The 17,638-nt window shown below is 63.2% G+C and carries 18 protein-coding genes, 2 tRNA genes and 2 pseudogenes; 13 read left to right on the top strand and 9 right to left on the bottom strand.

Going from position 1 to position 17,638, the window contains the following annotated elements; all coding sequences use genetic code 11:
- Positions 1-89: 89 nt before the first annotated feature.
- From ACSJDS_RS13995 to uvrY, 4 genes are all read right to left on the bottom strand, one after another.
- Positions 90-164, bottom strand: a tRNA-Gly gene (locus ACSJDS_RS13995).
- A gap of 62 nt (positions 165-226) precedes the next feature.
- The gene (gene pgsA / locus ACSJDS_RS13990) at positions 227-775 is read right to left on the bottom strand and encodes a CDP-diacylglycerol--glycerol-3-phosphate 3-phosphatidyltransferase (protein WP_473033818.1); all 549 of its coding nucleotides are present in this window, start codon (positions 773-775) and stop codon (positions 227-229) included.
- Positions 776-1,015: 240 nt separating this feature from the next.
- Positions 1,016-2,830, bottom strand: coding sequence for an excinuclease ABC subunit UvrC (gene uvrC / locus ACSJDS_RS13985; RefSeq protein WP_473033817.1), 1,815 nt, complete (start codon positions 2,828-2,830; stop codon positions 1,016-1,018).
- 50 nt (positions 2,831-2,880) lie between these two features.
- Positions 2,881-3,528 (bottom strand): UvrY/SirA/GacA family response regulator transcription factor, encoded by a 648-nt coding sequence (gene uvrY / locus ACSJDS_RS13980; protein WP_473033815.1) that lies wholly within the window; start codon positions 3,526-3,528, stop codon positions 2,881-2,883.
- A gap of 251 nt (positions 3,529-3,779) precedes the next feature.
- Between uvrY and ACSJDS_RS13975 the strand changes: the two genes are divergently transcribed.
- Positions 3,780-3,855, top strand: a tRNA-Ala gene (locus ACSJDS_RS13975).
- Positions 3,856-3,955: 100 nt separating this feature from the next.
- Here the strand turns inward: ACSJDS_RS13975 and ACSJDS_RS13970 are convergent.
- Both ACSJDS_RS13970 and ACSJDS_RS13965 read right to left on the bottom strand, forming a co-directional pair.
- Complete coding sequence (locus tag ACSJDS_RS13970) at positions 3,956-5,377, bottom strand: diguanylate cyclase domain-containing protein (RefSeq protein WP_473033814.1); 1,422 nt, start codon at positions 5,375-5,377, stop codon at positions 3,956-3,958.
- Positions 5,377-5,715, bottom strand: coding sequence for a PAS domain-containing protein (locus ACSJDS_RS13965; RefSeq protein ID WP_473033813.1), 339 nt, complete (start codon positions 5,713-5,715; stop codon positions 5,377-5,379). Before ACSJDS_RS13965 ends, ACSJDS_RS13970 begins: the two co-directional genes overlap by 1 nt.
- 343 nt (positions 5,716-6,058) lie before the next feature.
- On the opposite strand from ACSJDS_RS13965, the gene ACSJDS_RS13960 reads away from it, so the two are divergent.
- Positions 6,059-6,631 carry a PDC sensor domain-containing protein gene (locus ACSJDS_RS13960; protein WP_473033811.1) on the top strand — a complete coding sequence of 191 codons (573 nt, stop codon included), beginning with the start codon at positions 6,059-6,061 and terminating at the stop codon, positions 6,629-6,631.
- Positions 6,625-8,096: pseudogene (locus ACSJDS_RS13955) on the top strand (diguanylate cyclase). The gene ACSJDS_RS13960 and the pseudogene ACSJDS_RS13955 overlap by 7 nt, the downstream one beginning before the upstream one ends.
- A 26-nt stretch (positions 8,097-8,122) precedes the next feature.
- Here ACSJDS_RS13955 and ACSJDS_RS13950 read toward each other — a convergent pair.
- The 3 genes from ACSJDS_RS13950 to flgA form a co-directional block, all read right to left on the bottom strand.
- Entirely contained in the window at positions 8,123-8,572 is a 450-nt protein-coding gene (locus tag ACSJDS_RS13950) for a flagella synthesis protein FlgN (RefSeq protein ID WP_473033810.1), read from the bottom strand.
- On the bottom strand, positions 8,569-8,856 hold the full coding sequence (gene flgM / locus ACSJDS_RS13945) for a flagellar biosynthesis anti-sigma factor FlgM (RefSeq protein ID WP_473033809.1): 288 nt from the start codon (positions 8,854-8,856) through the stop codon (positions 8,569-8,571). Before flgM ends, ACSJDS_RS13950 begins: the two co-directional genes overlap by 4 nt.
- 129 nt (positions 8,857-8,985) lie before the next feature.
- Positions 8,986-9,660 carry a flagellar basal body P-ring formation chaperone FlgA gene (flgA, locus tag ACSJDS_RS13940; RefSeq protein ID WP_473033808.1) on the bottom strand — a complete coding sequence of 225 codons (675 nt, stop codon included), beginning with the start codon at positions 9,658-9,660 and terminating at the stop codon, positions 8,986-8,988.
- Between the two features lie 222 nt (positions 9,661-9,882).
- Between flgA and flgB the strand changes: the two genes are divergently transcribed.
- The 10 genes and pseudogenes from flgB to flgJ all read left to right on the top strand — a co-directional run bounded on the left by flgB (position 9,883) and on the right by flgJ (position 17,608).
- Positions 9,883-10,296 carry a flagellar basal body rod protein FlgB gene (gene flgB / locus ACSJDS_RS13935; RefSeq protein ID WP_473033807.1) on the top strand — a complete coding sequence of 138 codons (414 nt, stop codon included), beginning with the start codon at positions 9,883-9,885 and terminating at the stop codon, positions 10,294-10,296.
- A 30-nt stretch (positions 10,297-10,326) separates the two neighbouring features.
- Positions 10,327-10,734, top strand: coding sequence for a flagellar basal body rod protein FlgC (flgC, locus tag ACSJDS_RS13930; RefSeq protein WP_473033805.1), 408 nt, complete (start codon positions 10,327-10,329; stop codon positions 10,732-10,734).
- 2 nt (positions 10,735-10,736) lie between these two features.
- On the top strand, positions 10,737-11,315 hold the full coding sequence (locus ACSJDS_RS13925) for a flagellar hook assembly protein FlgD (RefSeq protein WP_473033804.1): 579 nt from the start codon (positions 10,737-10,739) through the stop codon (positions 11,313-11,315).
- 141 nt (positions 11,316-11,456) lie between these two features.
- Entirely contained in the window at positions 11,457-12,965 is a 1,509-nt protein-coding gene (flgE, locus tag ACSJDS_RS13920) for a flagellar hook protein FlgE (protein WP_473033803.1), read from the top strand.
- 74 nt (positions 12,966-13,039) lie between these two features.
- Positions 13,040-13,791: pseudogene (locus ACSJDS_RS13915) on the top strand (flagellar basal body rod protein FlgF).
- Positions 13,792-13,817: 26 nt separating this feature from the next.
- Positions 13,818-14,600 (top strand): flagellar basal-body rod protein FlgG, encoded by a 783-nt coding sequence (gene flgG, locus ACSJDS_RS13910; RefSeq protein WP_473033801.1) that lies wholly within the window; start codon positions 13,818-13,820, stop codon positions 14,598-14,600.
- 51 nt (positions 14,601-14,651) lie between these two features.
- Positions 14,652-15,335, top strand: a complete 684-nt coding sequence (locus ACSJDS_RS13905; RefSeq protein WP_473033800.1) for a flagellar basal body L-ring protein FlgH — start codon at positions 14,652-14,654, stop codon at positions 15,333-15,335.
- 80 nt (positions 15,336-15,415) lie between these two features.
- Positions 15,416-16,489, top strand: coding sequence for a flagellar basal body P-ring protein FlgI (locus ACSJDS_RS13900; protein WP_473035038.1), 1,074 nt, complete (start codon positions 15,416-15,418; stop codon positions 16,487-16,489).
- Positions 16,489-16,980, top strand: coding sequence for a rod-binding protein (locus tag ACSJDS_RS13895; protein WP_473033799.1), 492 nt, complete (start codon positions 16,489-16,491; stop codon positions 16,978-16,980). The genes ACSJDS_RS13900 and ACSJDS_RS13895 overlap by 1 nt, the downstream gene beginning before the upstream one ends.
- Positions 16,937-17,608 carry a flagellar assembly peptidoglycan hydrolase FlgJ gene (flgJ, locus tag ACSJDS_RS13890; RefSeq protein WP_473033798.1) on the top strand — a complete coding sequence of 224 codons (672 nt, stop codon included), beginning with the start codon at positions 16,937-16,939 and terminating at the stop codon, positions 17,606-17,608. The genes ACSJDS_RS13895 and flgJ overlap by 44 nt, the downstream gene beginning before the upstream one ends.
- Positions 17,609-17,638: the final 30 nt, after the last annotated feature.

Raw genomic sequence — 17,638 nt, 5'->3', positions numbered from 1 at the left:
ATGCAAGTCTGGAGCGGGAAAGGAGATTCGATCGGACCGGCGCACCGGCTCGCGACCCTCGCTACCACGCATCTGACTCGATGCAAGTCTGGAGCGGGAAAGGAGATTCGAACTCCCGACCCTCGCCTTGGCAAGGCGATGCTCTACCACTGAGCTATTCCCGCTCGACTCGAGAGCGAATTATACGGATAAGTGCGTAGCTGTCAAATGGTTGTTGATCACCGGGTTACATCGAGCGGCTCAGGTGCGGCCAGGCGGCGCGCAGGTAGAGCGCCATGGACCACAGGGTGAGGATGGCGGCCACATAGAGGGTCGCAATCCCCACGTAGGCCAGGGCGGAGCCGGGCGTGAAGGCCAGCAGCAGCAGCAGGGCGGTCATCTGAAAGGTGGTCTTGACCTTGCCCAGCCAGGAGACGGCGACGCTGCCGCGTTTGCCCATTTCGGCCATCCACTCGCGCAGGGCGGAGATCACGATCTCGCGGCCGATGATGACCAGGGCCGGGAGCGTCAGCCATACGCTGTCGAAGCGCTCGATCAATAGCGCCAGGGCAACGGCAACCATGAGCTTGTCGGCGACCGGGTCGAGGAAGGCCCCGAAGGGGGTGGCCTGGTCCCAGCGCCTGGCCAGGTAGCCATCCAGCCAGTCGGTCACCGCCGCCAGGGCGAACAGCCCCGCCGCCACCGGCATGCTCCAGGCGTAGGGGAGATAGACGAACACCACCAGCAGCGGGATGAAGGCGATTCTGGCCAGCGTCAGGATGTTGGGGATGTTCATTATGGGCGGGGTCCTTGCCGAAAGTCTGGAATACCGAAATGGGGCACTTTCTTGGTTCATCGCAAACTGGCGTGAACTTGCCCTGTGGGAGGGAGCTTCAGCTCGCGAAGTAGTGCGCAGCGCTACCCATGGGGCGCCTGCGGCACCTTCGCCCGGCAGAGCCGGCCTCCCACCATGAAACCTGCCAGACATGTTCACGCTAAAGTGCGAAGAACCCTATTCTATCTTCAGGCGGCGGCTTCATCCATGCAGGGCGCGATGAATCGTCTCGGCCAGGGTGGCGCTGATCCCCGGTACTCGCGCCAGCTCCTCTCGGCTGGCCTCCTTCACGCCCTGCAGGCCGCCGAAAAAGCGCAGCAGCTCCCGGCGCCGCTTGGGGCCGACGCCGGCAATGCCTTCCAGGGTCGAGCTGCGTCGCGTCTTGTCGCGCCGTGTGCGATGGCCGGTGATGGCAAATCGGTGCGCCTCGTCGCGCAGGTGCTGAATCAGATGCAGTGCCGGTGAGGTGGCGTCCAGGTCGAGCTGGCGGTCGACGGTTTCCAGGAACAGGGTCTCCAGGCCGGCCTTGCGGGTCGTCCCCTTGGCGACACCGAGCAGCAATACATCGGGGAGCTCTAGCTGGGCCAAGATGTCCCGGGCCAGGTTCAGTTGTCCCTTGCCCCCGTCCACGAGCAGAATGTCGGGCACCTGGCCTTCTCCATCCGCCAGGCGTCGAAAGCGTCGTTCCAGGGCCTGGCGCATGGCGGCATAGTCGTCTCCGGCGGGCACGCCTTCGATATTGAAGCGGCGGTAGTCGGATTTGCGCGGACCGTCGCGGTCGAAGACCACGCAGGAAGCGACGGTGGCCTCGCCATGGCTGTGGCTGATGTCGAAGCACTCGAGCCGCTGGGGCGGTTGGGGTAGGTTCAGGGCCGTGCGCAGGGCTTCGAAGCGTCGTGCCAGCTGGGTCTGGCTAGCCAGCTGGCCGGCGAGCTGCTGTTCGGCATTAGTTCGCGCCAGTTCGAGCCACTGGCTGCGATGCCCGCGGACGCGGTGGGTCAGGCGAATGCGGCTATCGGCGCGGGTACAGAGGGCACGCTCCAGGATGTCGTGATCGGCCAGCGGCAGGCTGGTGATGACTTCCCGGGGGATCACCCGTCCCTGGCCCAGGTAGTACTGGCTGATGAAGTCGCCGAGCAGGGCCTCCGGGTCAAGGTCGAGGCCATTGTCGGGTGCGTGATGACGCGCGCCCAGCAAGCGCCCCTGGCGCACCGACAGCACGGAAATGCACAGGGCGCCTGGTCGGCTGGCCAGGGCGAAGATGTCGGCATCGCCGCCCTGGGTGTCGACGAACTGTCGCTGCTGCAGCTGGCGGAGGTGCTGAATCTGGTCGCGCAGCCGTGCCGCGTCCTCGAAGGCAAGCTCGCGGCTGGCGGTTTCCATGGCCTCGGTCAGCTCTTGGGTGACCTGCTCGCTGCGTCCTTCCAGGCACATGACGGCATGCTCGAGGTCCCGGCGGTAGTCGGCCTCGCTGATATAGCCGACGCAGGGGGCGCTGCAGCGCTGGATCTGGTATTGCAGGCAGGGGCGCGTGCGATGGGCGAAGACGCTGTCCTCGCAGTTGCGAATGCGAAAAATCTTCTGCATTAGCGATAGGCTTTCGCGTACGGCACCGCTGCTAGGGTAGGGCCCCAGGTAGCGGCCGTCATCGTGCCGCTTTCTGGCACGCTTGTATTCGAGCGCCGGGTAGGGGTGCCGATCGGTCACGAAAACGAAGGGGTACGACTTGTCGTCACGCAGCAGGATGTTATAGGCCGGGCGTAGCTCCTTGATCAGGGTCTGCTCGAGCAGCAGTGCCTCGATCTCGCTACGGGTTACCGTGACTTGGATATCGGCGATTCGCGACACCATCGCCTGGGTCTTGGCATTCAGGGTGCCGCGAAAGTAGCTGGCCAGGCGCGCTTTCAGCCGCTTGGCCTTGCCGACATAGAGCGTATCGCCGCGGGCATCGAGCATGCGGTAGATGCCCGGTGCCTGGGTAAGGTTGGCAAGAAATTGCCGGGAATCGAAGCTCATCGCGTGCCGGGTACTGGTCGATGGACCATTAGGGTACCAGATCGACCGGCTCAGTTGGCGGTGCTGAAGCCCTCTACCAGGCCGTGGCGCAGGCCAAGATGGGTGAGCTCCACGTCGGTCTCAACGCCCAGCTTCTCGAAGATCCGGTACCGATAGGTGTTCACGGTCTTGGGGCTGAGAAACAGCCGATCGGAAATTTCTGCGACGCGCTGACAGTTGACGATCATCATTGCCACCTGCAGTTCGCGCTGTGACAGCTGGTCGAAGGGGTTCTCCTCCGGGTTGAAGCGGGACAGCACCAGGCGCTGGGCGATGTCCGAACTGATGTAGCGCTGGCCGGCAAAGACGCTGCGAATGGCGTCGATCATGTCGAGTGGCTGGGTGTCCTTGCTGATGAAGCCGCTGGCGCCGGCCTCGAGCAGACGCTGGGCGAAGTTGTCTTCCATGAAGCCGGTCAAGGCGAGGACGCGAACGTCAGGGCAGGTGAGGGTAATCTTGCGGGTGGCTTCCAGGCCGCCTATGCCGGGCATGCGCAGATCCATCAGCACCACGTCCGGCGTCAGGGCGCGGCTAAGGTTGATGGCTTGTTCACCGCTGGCGGCCTCTCCGGTCACCTCGATATCCTGCTCACTGTCGAGCAGGCGGGCGAGGCTGGTGCGCACCAGATGATGGTCGTCGACAATGAGAACCTTGATCAAGGCTGACGCTCCTCGGCGTTGCTGAACGGATCCCACGGGGGCGCCGTGGTACAGGGTTCTGTAATCGGGGCAGCCGGGACGAGCCGGTGGCGCCCAGCGCTTAGAGCTTGCCACACTCAGTCAATAAGGCAAATTGACTTGAGTTCAAGTAGCGTCATTTTGGTCTATATGGGACAAACGCCGCATGGGCTCTTGACGTCTTGGTGCCGGCTGAGTAATATGTGCCTCGTTCTCGCAGGGCGAGGACATGTGGGGCCTTAGCTCAGCTGGGAGAGCGCAACACTGGCAGTGTTGAGGTCAGCGGTTCGATCCCGCTAGGCTCCACCAACAAGACATTATGAATCAGCCGCTTAGCGAACACCGCCAGGCGGCTTTTTCGTGCGCTGGTAAAAAACTGGGAAAACTCCACGCCGTTTCCGCTGCGCTCTTAGGGGTAGCGGCTCGGGTCAGCGGTAATATGGGCGTCCAGCCACTCGTCGATGGCCTTGGGTGGCAGCGCCGGGCCAAAATAGTCTCCCAGCATGCTAGCTGCGGGTAGGGTGGCCGCCAGGGCAGCGCTGTCGGCATCGTTGACGTCGGTAATGACCGTTTCGATATCGAGTGTATCGAGCAGCTGGCATAGCGCCTTGGTCAGCTTCAGCTGGCTGTCATGCGAGGTAAGGGTCGCGCTCAGCCTGGCCTGGCAGAAAGGCAGGCGGGTTAGCCAGGCGAGGTCGAGTGGCTGCGAGCCCAGGCCGCTCACGGCCAGCCGCGCCCCCAGTTTGTCGATGCGCTTGAGCATGTGGGTGGCCTCTTCGAGACGCCCCGTCAGGGCGTGAGCCGGAACTTCCAGCAATAGCCACTCAAGCGGCGCCCGGCCCTGGCTGCGCAGGAAATGATCCAGCGGTCGGCGGTCGAAGGTGTCGTGGGCCAGATGGGATTCGCTCAGCGTGATCGAAACGGGGAGTGCGCCGCTTGGCAGGCCTCGCTCGATTCGGCGCTGTCGGTCGGCGATGGTGCGCTCGATGGCCCAGCGATCAAGGCGCACGCCGAGTCGCAGACGGTTGATGGTATCCATGAAGTCCGCTGGGATGCGTGGCCCTCGGCGCGTCTGGCGCCAGCGCAGCACGGCCTTCAGCCCGGTGCAGTGGCCAGTCGTGGGGGCCAGCTCGGGCTGGTAGTGAATTTCGAAGTACTGTTCGGGCAGGTGGGCGGCCTCGCTGAGCTGGCTTTCCAGCCGATGTTTCTCCTTGAGCTGAGTCGTCAGCCGCTGATTGACGAAGGCCAGGCGCCCGGGTCCCCGGCGGCGCGCCGTGTACATAGCGCTGCGTGCTCCGGTGATCAGTGATTCCTCATCTCGGGCGTCACCGGGGAAAAGCGAAATGCCGATTGAGGCGGTCAGCAGCAGCCGCTTGCCGTTGGCGATAAAGGGAGGCTCCAGTGCTTCCTGTAAGCGTTCTGCCACCGCCTGAGCGGCTTCGGCCGTGCCATCCTTCTCCAGCAAGATCACGAATTGATCGCCGCCCAGCCGGGCCAGCGTGTCCTTGCTGCGCAGCGAGCCGTTCAGGCGACGGGCCAGCTCGCCCATCACTCGGTCGCCTTCCAGGTGGCCGGCGGCGTCGTTAACCGCTTTGAAACGGTCGATATCGATGAACAGCAGCGCCATGCTCTGATCGGCGCGTTCGGCCTGTGCCAGTGCGTGGTTGAGCCGGTCACAGAGTAGTAGCCAGTTAGGTAGCCCCGTCATGGAGTCGACGTGTACCCAGTGCCGGCCGCCGAAGCGATTGCTGTCCTGGGACACGAGGCTGATGAAGGTGCGAAGGAAGTGCCCCGGGCGTCCCTTGTCGTCGAGAAGGGTGTCAACCGTCATCAAGGTTGGCAGTGACTCGCCGTCCTGCCGGCGGCACAAGACCTCCTGCTGCCAGGAATTGGTGGCCCTTGGCGGGTGGGAGTGGTTCGTTGCATCGGGCAGGTTGGTCGGCTCGTGCAGTGAGGCAAAAAATGTTCGATGGGGCGGCCGATGGCAGAGGACGCTTCGCTCCCGGTCAGGCGATAGAAGGCCGGGTTGGCCAGCACGATCAGCCCGCGGGGGTCGGTGATCGCCATGCCTGTCTGTCCCTGTTCAAAGCCCTTCTGGATGAGCCTGACAGGGTGCGTTGCCAGCGAGCTGACACGCTTGGACGGAGGGGGGCTGGGCTGTTTGCTCATCGCTCTTCGCATCGGGGCTAGTGAATCGTTTCCATCTTCGACATCCTGTCCGGTGGAATCACTCCTGTGTATCGTCCATACCCGTCCAGGACTTTAGGGTACTTTGCTTTTTATTTTTTCTTGTATGGATTTAAGGGGAGTGGCGTGGCTTGTTCTGCCTTTGTGCTGGAGATGGAGTGAGCGCCCCTGCTGTGATCTAAAGGTGGGGGAGTCCTGCCGATATGTAGGAATAGGTCCAGGCATTAGGTGAGCGATAGTCGGGCCTCAGGTATCTCCTCGGCTTTGCGCTTCTTTCCGTTGCGCCGCTACCATCATTTCTACCCTTGACTGAAGAGAGAGTGCGTTGCGCCTATTGACCTCCAGATTATCTCCTCTCATCGGCTCGACCCTGCGGCGGCTCTACTCGCTGCAGGGGCGGCTGCTGGTGGGGCTGGTCACCACCTGGCTGGCTATCGTCGGACTGCTGCTGGTGCTTGCCTGGTTGTTCGGCAAGGATCTGGTGGAGGATGCCAACGTCGCGCATCTGCGCTACGAGTCGCAGCTGATCGCCGATGGCCTCACCGAAAATGTGAATCGTCGGCTCGCCGCCCTCGAGCGCCTGGCTTCGCGGCTGGAGACGCATGAGTCAGGCGAACTGAAGTCGCTGCTGGAAGACAATCAGGCGTTGATGGAGTGGTTTGAAGGCATCATGGTCACCGGCCCGGAAGGCCGGGTGCTCGCAGATTGGCCGGTGGTGGAGGGTCGCGTAGGCCTGGAGACAGCGTCAACCGAGTACTTCCGCATGGTGCGTCATTCTCCTTGGCCCTATGTCAGTCAGCCCTTCGTGGGCCGGGCCAGCGGAGACCCGCTGGTGTTGATGCTAGTGCCACGATTAGGAGAGCGCGGCGAGTTTCTCGGCGTGGTAGGGGGATGGTGAACCTCGCCCAGGGCGGCCTTTTTCGGCGCCTGGAGGCTGTCAGGCTGGGGAAGGGGGGCTATGTCTCGGTGTTCACGGCATCCGGCGAAATGCTGTTTCATCCGCGTCGGGACTTAGCGGTGGGTGGTCGGCCCGGCGGCGAGCAGGATCACGGGATGCTCGAGCTAGCGTTGGACGGCTGGCAGGGTGAGGCGGCGTCTCGCGGTGTCTACGGCGAGTCGGCGCTGGTCGCCTATCGGCAGATATGGCCGGCCGGGTGGGTCGTTGGTGTCGTGCTGCCGAAGACCCAGGTGTATGAGCCGCTCGGTAGCTTCCTGGCCAGGCTTTGGTGGGCCTGGCTGGGCATGGCATTGATGCTGCTGGTCAGCATGTACTGGCTGGTCAGGAAGCTCCTGACGCCGCTGCATCGGCTCGAGCGTCAAATTGGCGAGGTGGGCGCTGGCGAGCGACGCTACCTAGCGCTCTCCACCCACATGGATGAGCTCAGGCAGGTGGCCAATACGTTCAATCGGCTCGAGGGTGAGCGTCTTGCAGCGCTGGAGCATCTCAAGGATCGTCAGGCCTTCCTCGATGCCGTGCTGGGCTCCACTCCGCTGGGAATGTTCGTAGCGGATCTCGATGGCAGGTTGACCTACATGAATCCGGCACTGCTCGAGCTTCTGGGGCTGGGTAGGGTTAAGGACAGTCATGATTGGTGGGAGCGCATCCATCGCGATGATCGTCAGGGCACCGAGGACATGTGGCGTCATACCCTGGCAACCGGCAGCGACTTCGTCCGCCAGCTGCGCTTCTTTGATGGTCATGGCGAGACGCTGTGGCTGGAGGTGCATGCCAGCCAGGTGCGGGGTAGCGACCAGCCGCTGGGCTTTGTCGGTATGGTCAAGGATATCACCGAGCGTCGCCAGCAAGAGGCGCTACAACGCTGGGAGGCCGAGCATGATCCCTTGACGGGGCTGCTCAATCGGCGCGGCTTCGAGCGCCGTCTCGAAGAGGCGCTCGCGGAATACGCCAAGACCGGTACGCCCTCCGTGCTGATCCTTTTCGATCTCGACCACTTCAAGCCGATCAATGATCAGGGTGGGCACGCGCTGGGCGATGAGATGCTTCGCCGAATCGCCCAGGTAGTGGCCTGGGAAGTGCGTCGTAGCGACCATGTGGCAAGACAGGGGGCGATGAGTTCGCCATTCTGCTGCCTAGCTGCACGCTGCGCCAGGCAACCAAGATTGCCGACTCGCTGCTACAGGCGGTAGCCGATATTGGGGTGGTGCATGAAGGCAAGGAGTTCAGGGTGACCCTGAGTATCGGGCTCGCTGCGTTTCAGGAGACGGATGCGGCGATTGACGACGTGCTGTCACGCGCCGATGCCGCCTGCTATCAGGCCAAGGCCAAGGGGCGAAATGCCGTGATGGTCAGTGAGTCGCTGGATGGCGTGTGCCGGTCGGATGAAATCGATGAGCTGTTTTAGCTCGACATGCTGACCTAGGGTGGGGCTCAGACCGAAGTGTTGAGGCGCCCGGGCTGGGCGGCAACTCGGCCGCTGGCACGATAGACGGTCTTTTCTGCCGCGTCATGGATGAAGTCCAGCAAACGCTTGTTCTGGCTCATGCGCAGGCTGACCAGCTGGCCATTGAGCGTGTTGAGACGATGCGCCTTGCGAGTATGCTCCAGGGTTTGTTCCCAGGCGTCCTGGCAGTTGGCGTCTCGGGCGGCCTGGTTGGCGCCTTCCAGCCCCTCTGTGTAGCCGAGGCGACGCTGCACGGATTGACGCAGGGACTCCGTCGCTTCCAGCTGTTCGAGGCACTGCCCCTTTTCTTCGGCGATGGTAGCCAGGCGTCGGCCGTCGATGTCGGCGGCAGCCAGTAGTTCGCGTTCCTGCTCAAGGAGCGCGATCAGTGAATCAAGGCGTTGCCGCTGTTCGGCGAGCAGTTGGCTGAGGCTCATGGGTTGTCGCTGCCAGAAGTTTGCTGAAGGGATTCGATCAGGCCATCGGCGATGCGCTCGGGGCGAATCTCAAGGCGCCCCTCGCGAATGGCCTCGCGAATCTCCTCGACCTTGGCGGTATCGATATCGCGTGACGCGTCGGTGCCGGCCTGGCTAAGGTGGGTCTTGGCCGCCGTGGTGCTTTCAGGCTGATTCGGACGATCGCCTTCGCGCGTCTTGGAAGCCTCCTCGCGCGGCGTTGTTGGCGCGGGGCGAGATAGGGGGTTGTGGCTGTTGATCTTCACGATGGGGCCTCATGACCGGTGCTTTCTCACGCTATCGGCTGGCTGCGGCAGAACTTTAGGGAAAAGAGTCGTTAGGCACGGCTAGCGAGGGCGCGCACGGCGCACCCTTAAAGCGTGCCGCAGTTGGCGCTAGAAGTCCACGATCAGGGTGGCGTCTCCAATGACCTCCGCGGTAATGATCTCCCGTGAGCCTAGGCGGACCCTTACCTTGTCACCCAGGCCGCCGGGCTCCAGTGCCTGCCCCTCCCGGGCGATCCGAAAGCCCGAGCCGTGTGCCTCGATCGAGACCCGCTGGTTGCGCTCCACCAGCGGCAGGGCGCGAAACTGGTGCTCCTGAAGCGGTTCTCCGGGGCGCAGGGGGCGAGTGGCCTGTTGGCCTACGATCGCTTCTCCATCCAGGAGGGCGCGATTGGGCAGGTCGGCCAGATTGCCCTCGCGCTCATCCAGGTCTCCCGCTTGAACGCTCTCCCCGGCGGAGAGTGAACGATTGAGCACCGGGTAGGGGCCGATCACGCCGATGTCGGCTTGCAGGTAGCGCACCTGCCTGCCGTCGCTGCCGCAGCGCACGCCCACCGATATGCGCCCTAACGGCAGCGCTCCTTCGCGGGTCAGGAAGGGGGCTGGTGCCTCGCAGGCGGGCAGCCTGGCCGAGGGGGGGTGAAGCTCGACGATGATCTCGTCACCCAGGCTTTGGGCCTGTTCGTGCAGGAAGCCGTGCACTGCCTGTAGCAGGGCAGCGTCATCGTCCGCCAATGCCGTGCTTGGCAGTATCAGGCCAAGCAGCAGACATCCGCTGAGGCGCATGGTTAGGCGTTTGAGGCAGAAGGAGTAGGCCATGGGGGTCGGTCAGTGCCGCTGATGACGGAGTCAACTCGATTCTATCCCGGCCCGGGGGGCGCAAAACAGGTGAAATGGCCGCGGAAAACCCTCCTGTTCTTGCCATTGAGATGACACCTCCGTGGCTATTCTTCAGCATCAACAAGTTCCGCATACGTTTTACTGGTTCCGCATACGGGGAGCGCCGGGATGATCGACCAGCTCGAGTCCGCCTTCAACTACCACCAGCAGGCCCTGGGGCTTCGCCAGGAGCGCCACAAGGTGCTGGCGAGCAACATCGCCAATGCCGACACGCCCAATTACAAGGCGCGCGACATGGACTTTGCCAGCGAGCTGAAGAAGGCGGTAGAGCATGGCCGCGCGTCTGGCAGCGGCATGTCCCTGGCTCGCACCAGCGAACGACACATTGCCGGCCAGGCCTTCGCTCCGCCGGGGCACGACCTGCTCTATCGGGTGCCGGACCAGCCGAGCCTGGACGGCAATACCGTGGACATGGATCGCGAGCGTACCCAGTTTGCCGACAACGCGGTGCGCTACCAGGCGGCACTGACCATCCTCAACAGCCGCATTCAGGGGCTGAAAGGCGCCATGCAGCCCGAGTGATCGTGGGCGCATAACCAGAGAGAGCTCATCATGTCGATGTTTTCCGTATTCGATATCTCCGGCTCGGCCATGAGCGCCCAGTCGCAGCGCATGAACGTCACCGCCAGCAACCTGGCTAACGCCGACAGCGTGGCCGGACCCGACGGCGAGGCCTATCGCGCCAAGCAGGTCATGTTCGAGTCGCGGCTGCAGGGGCGCCATGGTATCGGCGGTGTCGGGGTGCGTGAGGTTGTCGAGGACCCCTCGCCGATGCGCATGGAGTATCGCCCCGCGCACCCGCTGGCCAACGAAGAGGGTTATGTGACCATGCCCAACGTCGAGCCGGTGCATGAAATGGTCAACATGATCTCCGCCTCGCGCTCTTACCAGGCCAACGTCGAGGTCATGAACACCAGCAAGCAGATGATGCTCAAGACACTGACCCTAGGGGAGGGCTGATCATGGTGGGTGGAATTGATCCCACGGCGCTGGCCAATATCAACGGCGGTGGGTCCAAGCTGAACCAGAGCCAGTCGGATGAGCTTAGGGAGAGTTTCCTGATGCTGCTGACCACGCAGCTGCAGAACCAGGACCCGCTCAACCCCCTGGAAAATCATGAGATGACCTCGCAGATCGCCCAGATCAATACGGTCAGCGGCATCGAGCAGCTCAACCAGACCCTGAAAGGTATCACCGCACAGATGGATGCCAACCAGGCCATGCAGGCGACTCACCTGATCGGCCAGGGCGTGCTGGTCAAGGGTGATCGCGTGCTGCTTGAGCAGACCGAAGATGGCCAGGCCCATACCACGCCCTTTGGTATCGAGCTGGAGAAGCCGGCCGACAACGTGCGGGTGACGATCACCAACGCTAGCGGCCAGGTGGTCAGCCGCTACGACATCGGCTCGGTGAAGGCCGGCGTGGAGTCGTTCCAGTGGGACGGCAAGACATCGGAGGGCGAGAGTGCTGCCCCGGGTCCTATCGCGTCAGGCTCGAGGCCACCGATGCCGATGGTGAGGCCGTCGGCGCCCAGGCGCTGAACTACGCCATGGTGGGCGGCGTCACGCCCAAGGATAACAACGGGAACGTGCGCCTGGATCTCGGCGCCGTCTATGGCCAGGTCGGCCTCAACGATATCAAGCAGATTCTGTAATCGCGCAGCAGGGAACGAGGATAATTCAATGAGCTTTTCACAAGCCCTCAGCGGTCTGGCCTCCCAGTCCGAAAATCTCAAGGTCATCAGCAACAATATCGCCAACTCCCAGACGGTAGGCTTCAAGAGCAGCGGTGTCGCCTTTGCCGACGTCTTTGCTGGCGCCGATAGCCGGGTTGGCCTGGGCACGCGCGTCGCCGCCGTGACTCAGAACTTCGAGTCGGGTGATCTAGAAAATACCGGCCGCAACCTGGACCTGGCCATCGCCGGCCAAGGGTTCTACCGCCTTGAGCAGCCGGGCGGTGAGGTGGTGTATTCTCGCAATGGCCAGTTCAGTCAGAATGCCGACGGTTTTCTCGTGAATGCCAACGGTCAACGGCTGACCGGCTATGGCCTGACCGACCCTAACGACCCCTTCTCTGCCGTGGTAGCCGGCGGCGCCCCTCAGCCGATTCGGATTCCCACCGATGATATTCCGGCCAATGCTACCACCGAAGTAAGCGCTACCTATAATCTCGACTCCAGTGCGAGAGCCGGCGAGCAACTACAGACCATTTCGCTTGGGGCGGTGGACGAAAACGGTGATGTTATAACGGTTGACAATGCTGGCAACTATGATGCTGATGGTGAGTCGCTTGAACTGGACGTGACTTACCACTATTCCAACAGCTTTACCGCCTATGATTCCTTGGGTAATGCGCGGAACATAACCGTTTATTTTGAAAAGGCTGATGACGACACGAACGCTTGGCGCGTTTTCCAGGCGGTTGATGGGAAACTGGAGTTTGCTGGGGAAGCCGGTGCTGCACAGGACATGAAGAATGCCTTCTGGATGCGTTTCAACGAGAACGGGCAGCTTGCACGGTATTCAGACCTGGATGCAGCAGATAATAATGCACGGAATGCCGACGATATCGTAGGGGTGGCGGCGGCTGGTTATCAGCTCGATTTTGGCGTAGAGCCAATTTACGATGAAGCTGATGCTTCTGCACTTGGTGCGGATCTGGCGACTGCATTTGATCAGGCCTCGGTAGATGATGCGGCGTTGACGCGTGACAGGGCAGAACTGAATTTTACCGTTGGCGAGGGGGCCAATCCGCTCAGTCACGACTTTATCTTGACTGGCACCACGCAGTTCAGCAACAACTCCGTTCAGAACAGCCTGAGCCAGGATGGCTATAGCTCGGGCAGCCTTGCTGGTATCGAGGTTACCAACGACGGCCGCGTGATTCGTAACTACACCAATGAAGAGCGCCGCGACGCCGGCCAGGTCGTGCTCACCAGCTTCGCCAATGTCGAGGGGCTGCAGCCGGTCGGCGACAACGCTTGGCGTGAGACCAATGCCTCCGGGCTGCCGATCGTCGGCGTCGCGGGCACCGGGGTGTTCGGCACCATCGAGTCCGGCGTGCTGGAGAACTCCAACGTGGACCTGGCCAAGCAGCTGGTGGACATGATCGTGGCCCAGCGCGCCTACCAGGCCAACTCCAGCTCCATCAGCACCCAGGATGAGCTGCTGCAGACGGTCATCCAGCTCTGATCGACCGGCCACGCAGCGAGAGGCCGTCACCGGGTGAGTGCCCGGTGGTGGCGGAGCAGACAGCAAGGGGCATGATGGATCGCATTCTCTACACCGCCATGAGCGGCGCCAAGCAGAGCATGGATCAGCAGGCGGTGGTCAGCCACAACCTGTCCAACCTCGACACCGCCGGGTTTCGCGCCCAGCTGCACGCCATGCGCGCCGTACCGGTTCAGGGCGACGCCGCGCTGCCCACCCGGGTCTCCGTGGCGGGCACCACGCCGGGCAGCGACTTTGCACCGGGCCCCATGAATGCCACCGGCCGAGAGCTGGACGTGGCCATGCAGGGCAATGCCTGGCTGGCGGTGCAGAGCGAAGAAGGCGAGGCCTATACCCGCCGCGGCGACCTGCAGATTGCCGGAGACGGCGTGCTGATGGTGGGGGGCCGTCCGGTCATGGGCGACGGTGGCCCGATACAGATACCCCGGGCTCTCAGCTCTACATGGGGGCCGATGGCACCCTCAGCGCCATCGGCGAAGGCGAGGGTCCCGATGCCCTGGCCGATATCGGACGTATCAAGCTGGTTACCCCACAGGCCGACCTGGTGCGCGGCGACGATGGGCTGTTTCGTCCACTGCCGGACGCCGAAGGCAATGTGGCGCAGCTGGCGGCCGAAGAAGAGGCCCGGGTGGCGACCGGCGTGCTCGAAGGCAGCAACGTCGGCGCCATCGATGCCATGGTCTCGATGATCGACGTGGCGCGCCGCTACGAGATGCAGATGAAAGTGATCAGCACTGCCGACGAGAACGCCCAGCGCGCCAACAATCTGCTGTCGATCCAGGGCTGATGGCCTGAAAGACAAGGAAACATGACATGATCAAATCGCTTTGGACGGCCAAGACCGGCCTGGAGTCCCAGCAGGTCAAGCTGGACGTAATCTCCAACAACCTGGCCAACGTCAGCACCAACGGCTTCAAACGCAGCCGCGCCGTATTCGAAGATCTGCTCTACCAGAACATGCGTCAGCCTGGCGCCCAGAACGATGCCCTCAATCGGCTTCCTTCCGGCATGCAGGTGGGGACCGGCGTGCGCCCGGTGGCCACCGAGCGGCTGCACACCCAGGGCAACCTGGAGCGCACCGAGAACTCCCGCGACCTGGCGATCAACGGCAACGGTTTCTTCGAGATCCAGATGCCGGACGGTACCTCCGCCTATACCCGCGACGGCAACTTCCAGATCGATGAAAACGGCCAGATGGTCACCGCCAACGGCTATCCGCTGGAGCCCGCTATCTTCATCCCGGAAACCGCCCTGTCGGTGACGATTGGTGAGGACGGCACGGTGTCCATCACCCAGCCGGGGGTGGCCCAAGCTCAGGATATCGGCCAGATTACCCTGACCACCTTCATCAACCCCACGGGCCTGGAATCCGTGGGCGGCAATCTCTACAAGGAAACCACCTCTTCGGGCGTTGCCAACCAGGCGGTGCCCGGCATGGACGGCGCGGGGCGACTCTTCCAGGGCTTCGTTGAGACCTCCAACGTCAACGTGGTGGAAGAGATGGTCAGCATGATCCAGACCCAGCGCGCCTACGAGATCAACAGCCGTGCCGTGCAGACCAGCGACGAGATGCTGGCCCGGCTGAGCCAGCTCTGATCGGCGCGTTGAGTAACCGCTCCTGGCGATAGGGTGAGCAAGTGAGAGAGCATGAACGTGGCAGCTAGTGTGATAGCAAGGTGGGGCACGGTGTTTCTGGCCCTGCTGGTCGTGAGCGGCTGTGCGCAGATACCGCGCGCCTCCGTGGTGGGCGAGCAGGAGCAGATTCGCATCGCCGAGCCGCCGCCGCGTCAGGCCAACGGAGCGATCTACCAGGCCCACCGCGGCTCGCAGCCGCTGTTCGAGGATCGTCGCCCGCGCATGGTGGGCGATATCCTGACCATCGTGCTCGATGAGCAGGTCAGCGCCAGCAAGAACTCCCAGAGCAGTGCCACCCGCAGCGGCTCAGGCAGCCTGGATGTCGCACAGGTTCCCGATGCCATCGATTTCCTGGAAGACCTGGGGTTTGATATCTCCGGTGAAAACGTCTTTTCCGGCGGGGGGAGCTCCCAGGCGAACAACACCCTGACGGGCACCATTACCGTCTCGGTGCTCGAGGTGATGCACAACGGCAACCTGCGGGTACGCGGTGAGAAACAGATCGCCATCAACCAGGGGGTCGAGTTCATCCGCTTCTCCGGTGTGGTCAACCCGCGCACCATTACCGGGCAGAACACCGTTCCCTCTACGGCGGTGGCCGATGCGCGCATCGAGTACGTGGGAGACGGCTACATCAACGAGGCGCAGCATATGGGCTGGCTGCAGCGCTTCTTCCTCAACGTATCGCCCTATTGATGTTCGATGGTTACCGAGGCGCCCGCATGATGTTCCCCAAGTGTTTCACCGTCAGGCAGTTCAGCATCGCCCTGGTGCTGATGGTGAGCTGTCTGCTGACGCTGCCCGCCCAGGCCGAGCGCATCCGCGAGATCGCCAACTTTGCCGGCGTGCGCGACAACGTGCTGGTGGGCTATGGGCTGGTGGTGGGGCTGGACGGCACCGGCGACCAGACCATGCAGGCGCCGTTTACCGGCCAGAGTCTTACCAACATGCTGTCGCAGCTGGGCATCACCGTGCCGCCCGGCACCAACATGCAGCTGAGAAACGTCGCGGCGGTCATGGTCACCGCCGACCTGCCGCCATTCTCACGTCCCGGCCAGCGCCTTGACATCAATGTCTCCTCCATCGGCAATGCGCGCAGCCTGCGTGGCGGGACCTTGCTGATGACCCCCCTCAAGGGTGCCGACGGCGACACCTACGCCATTGCCCAGGGTAACCTGCTGGTAGCCGGCGCGGGTGCAGAAGCCGGCGGTGCCGCGGTGCAGATCAACCAGCAGGCGGGCGGTCGTATCGCCGGAGGGGCCATGGTCGAGCGTGAAGTCCCGCTGGACCTGGGGGCCAACGGTGGTTTTCTCGAGCTCGAACTCAAGGAGTCGGACTTCGGCACGGCACAGCGCGTGGTGAGTGCCATCAATCAGGAGTTCGGCAGGCCCGTGGCCGCCGCGCGCAATGGTCGAGTGATCACCCTGGAAGGACCGCCCACGGATAATGCGCGGGTCAATTTCATGGCCCAGGTCGAGAACATCCGGGTGACGCCCATGGAGGCGCCCGCCAAGGTCGTTTTCAACGCCCGCACCGGTTCCGTGGTCATGAACAGCGCCGTGACGCTGCGCCGTGCTGCCGTGGCCCACGGCAACCTCTCCATCGTGATCGATACCCGCTTTCTGGTCAGCCAGCCGCCGCCCTTCGGTGATGGTGAGACCGTGGTAGTGCCGGATACCGAGATCGAGATTCAGGAGCAGGATGCCTTCCTGCGAATGGTGGAAGGGGCCGACCTAGTGGACGTGGTCAACGCCCTCAATGCCCTGGGCGCTACGCCCAGCGACCTGATGGCGATTCTCGAGGCGCTCAAGGCCGCTGGCTCACTTCGCGCCGAGTTGGAGATCATCTGATGAGCGTTCAGGACTTCGGCAGTCAGTTCGCCCTCGACATGCAGGGTCTGCAGCGGTTGAAGCACACGGCGCGGCAGGACCCTTCGGCCGGCCTGCAGGACGCCGCACAGCAGTTCGAGGCGCTCTTCGTGCAGATGATGCTGAAGAGCATGCGCGACGCCATTCCGACCACCGGCCTGCTCGACAGCCAGCAGACGGAGTTCTACCAGTCGCTGCTCGACCAGCAGTGGGCCCAGACCATGGCCGGTCGCGGCATCGGGCTCGCTGATCATCTGGTGGCCCAGTTGGAGGGGCAGGGCGTGGAGCCGTCTCGCCAAACGATGAGTGCCGACAGAGAACTCAACGAACTGATTGCCGGCATTCCCCGCGGTACTCCCCGGGTGCTGAAAAGATGCGCTGCAGCCGGAGGAGACGACCCAGCAGGCGTCTGGCACGGCCGGCGTCGAGATGCCCGGGAGCTTCCTCGACGAGTTGGTGGCGGCAAGCGGTAGTCGCGGTGCCGGGGTCAGCGGCTTTATGGCCGAGCTGCCCGCGGCCGCGCCGCGCTCGGGGGGGGATGACCGGGCTTCGCCTCCCACTCCTGGGGTGAAGGCGGCAGCACCGGCCCAGGGGGCTGGCGAGCGCCATGATCATATCGAACGCTTCATGGAGCGCCTGGCGGCGCCGGCCCAGGCCGCCAGTCGTCGCACCGGCGTGCCGGCCGAGCTGATCCTGGCCCAAGCCGCCCTGGAAACCGGCTGGGGACGCCATGAGATCGCCACCCAGGATGGTGGCAACAGCCACAACCTGTTCGGTATCAAGGCCGGCAGCAGCTGGCAGGGCAAGACCACCGACGTGGTCACCCATGAATACCTCAACGGCCAGCGTACGCGGCTTGTCGACACCTTCCGCGTCTATGACTCCTTCGAGGAGGCCTTTACCGACTATGCGCGGCTGATCGGCGATAACCCTCGCTACGCGGCGGTGACCACGGCAGGCAGCGCTGAACAGGCCGCTCGTGAACTGCAGGCCGGCGGCTATGCCACCGACCCGGCCTATGCTGAGAAGCTGATCGCGGTGATGAACAGCATGGGACCGGTCGAAACGGGAAGCGATTCACTGGTCTTCCTGCGCTACTGAGGGAAATCTCTTCAGAGTCCTAAAGTTTTT

The sequence above is a fragment of the Halomonas sp. SL18_1 genome (assembly GCF_055755715.1).
This window is presented reverse-complemented; position numbering and strand designations above follow the sequence as displayed.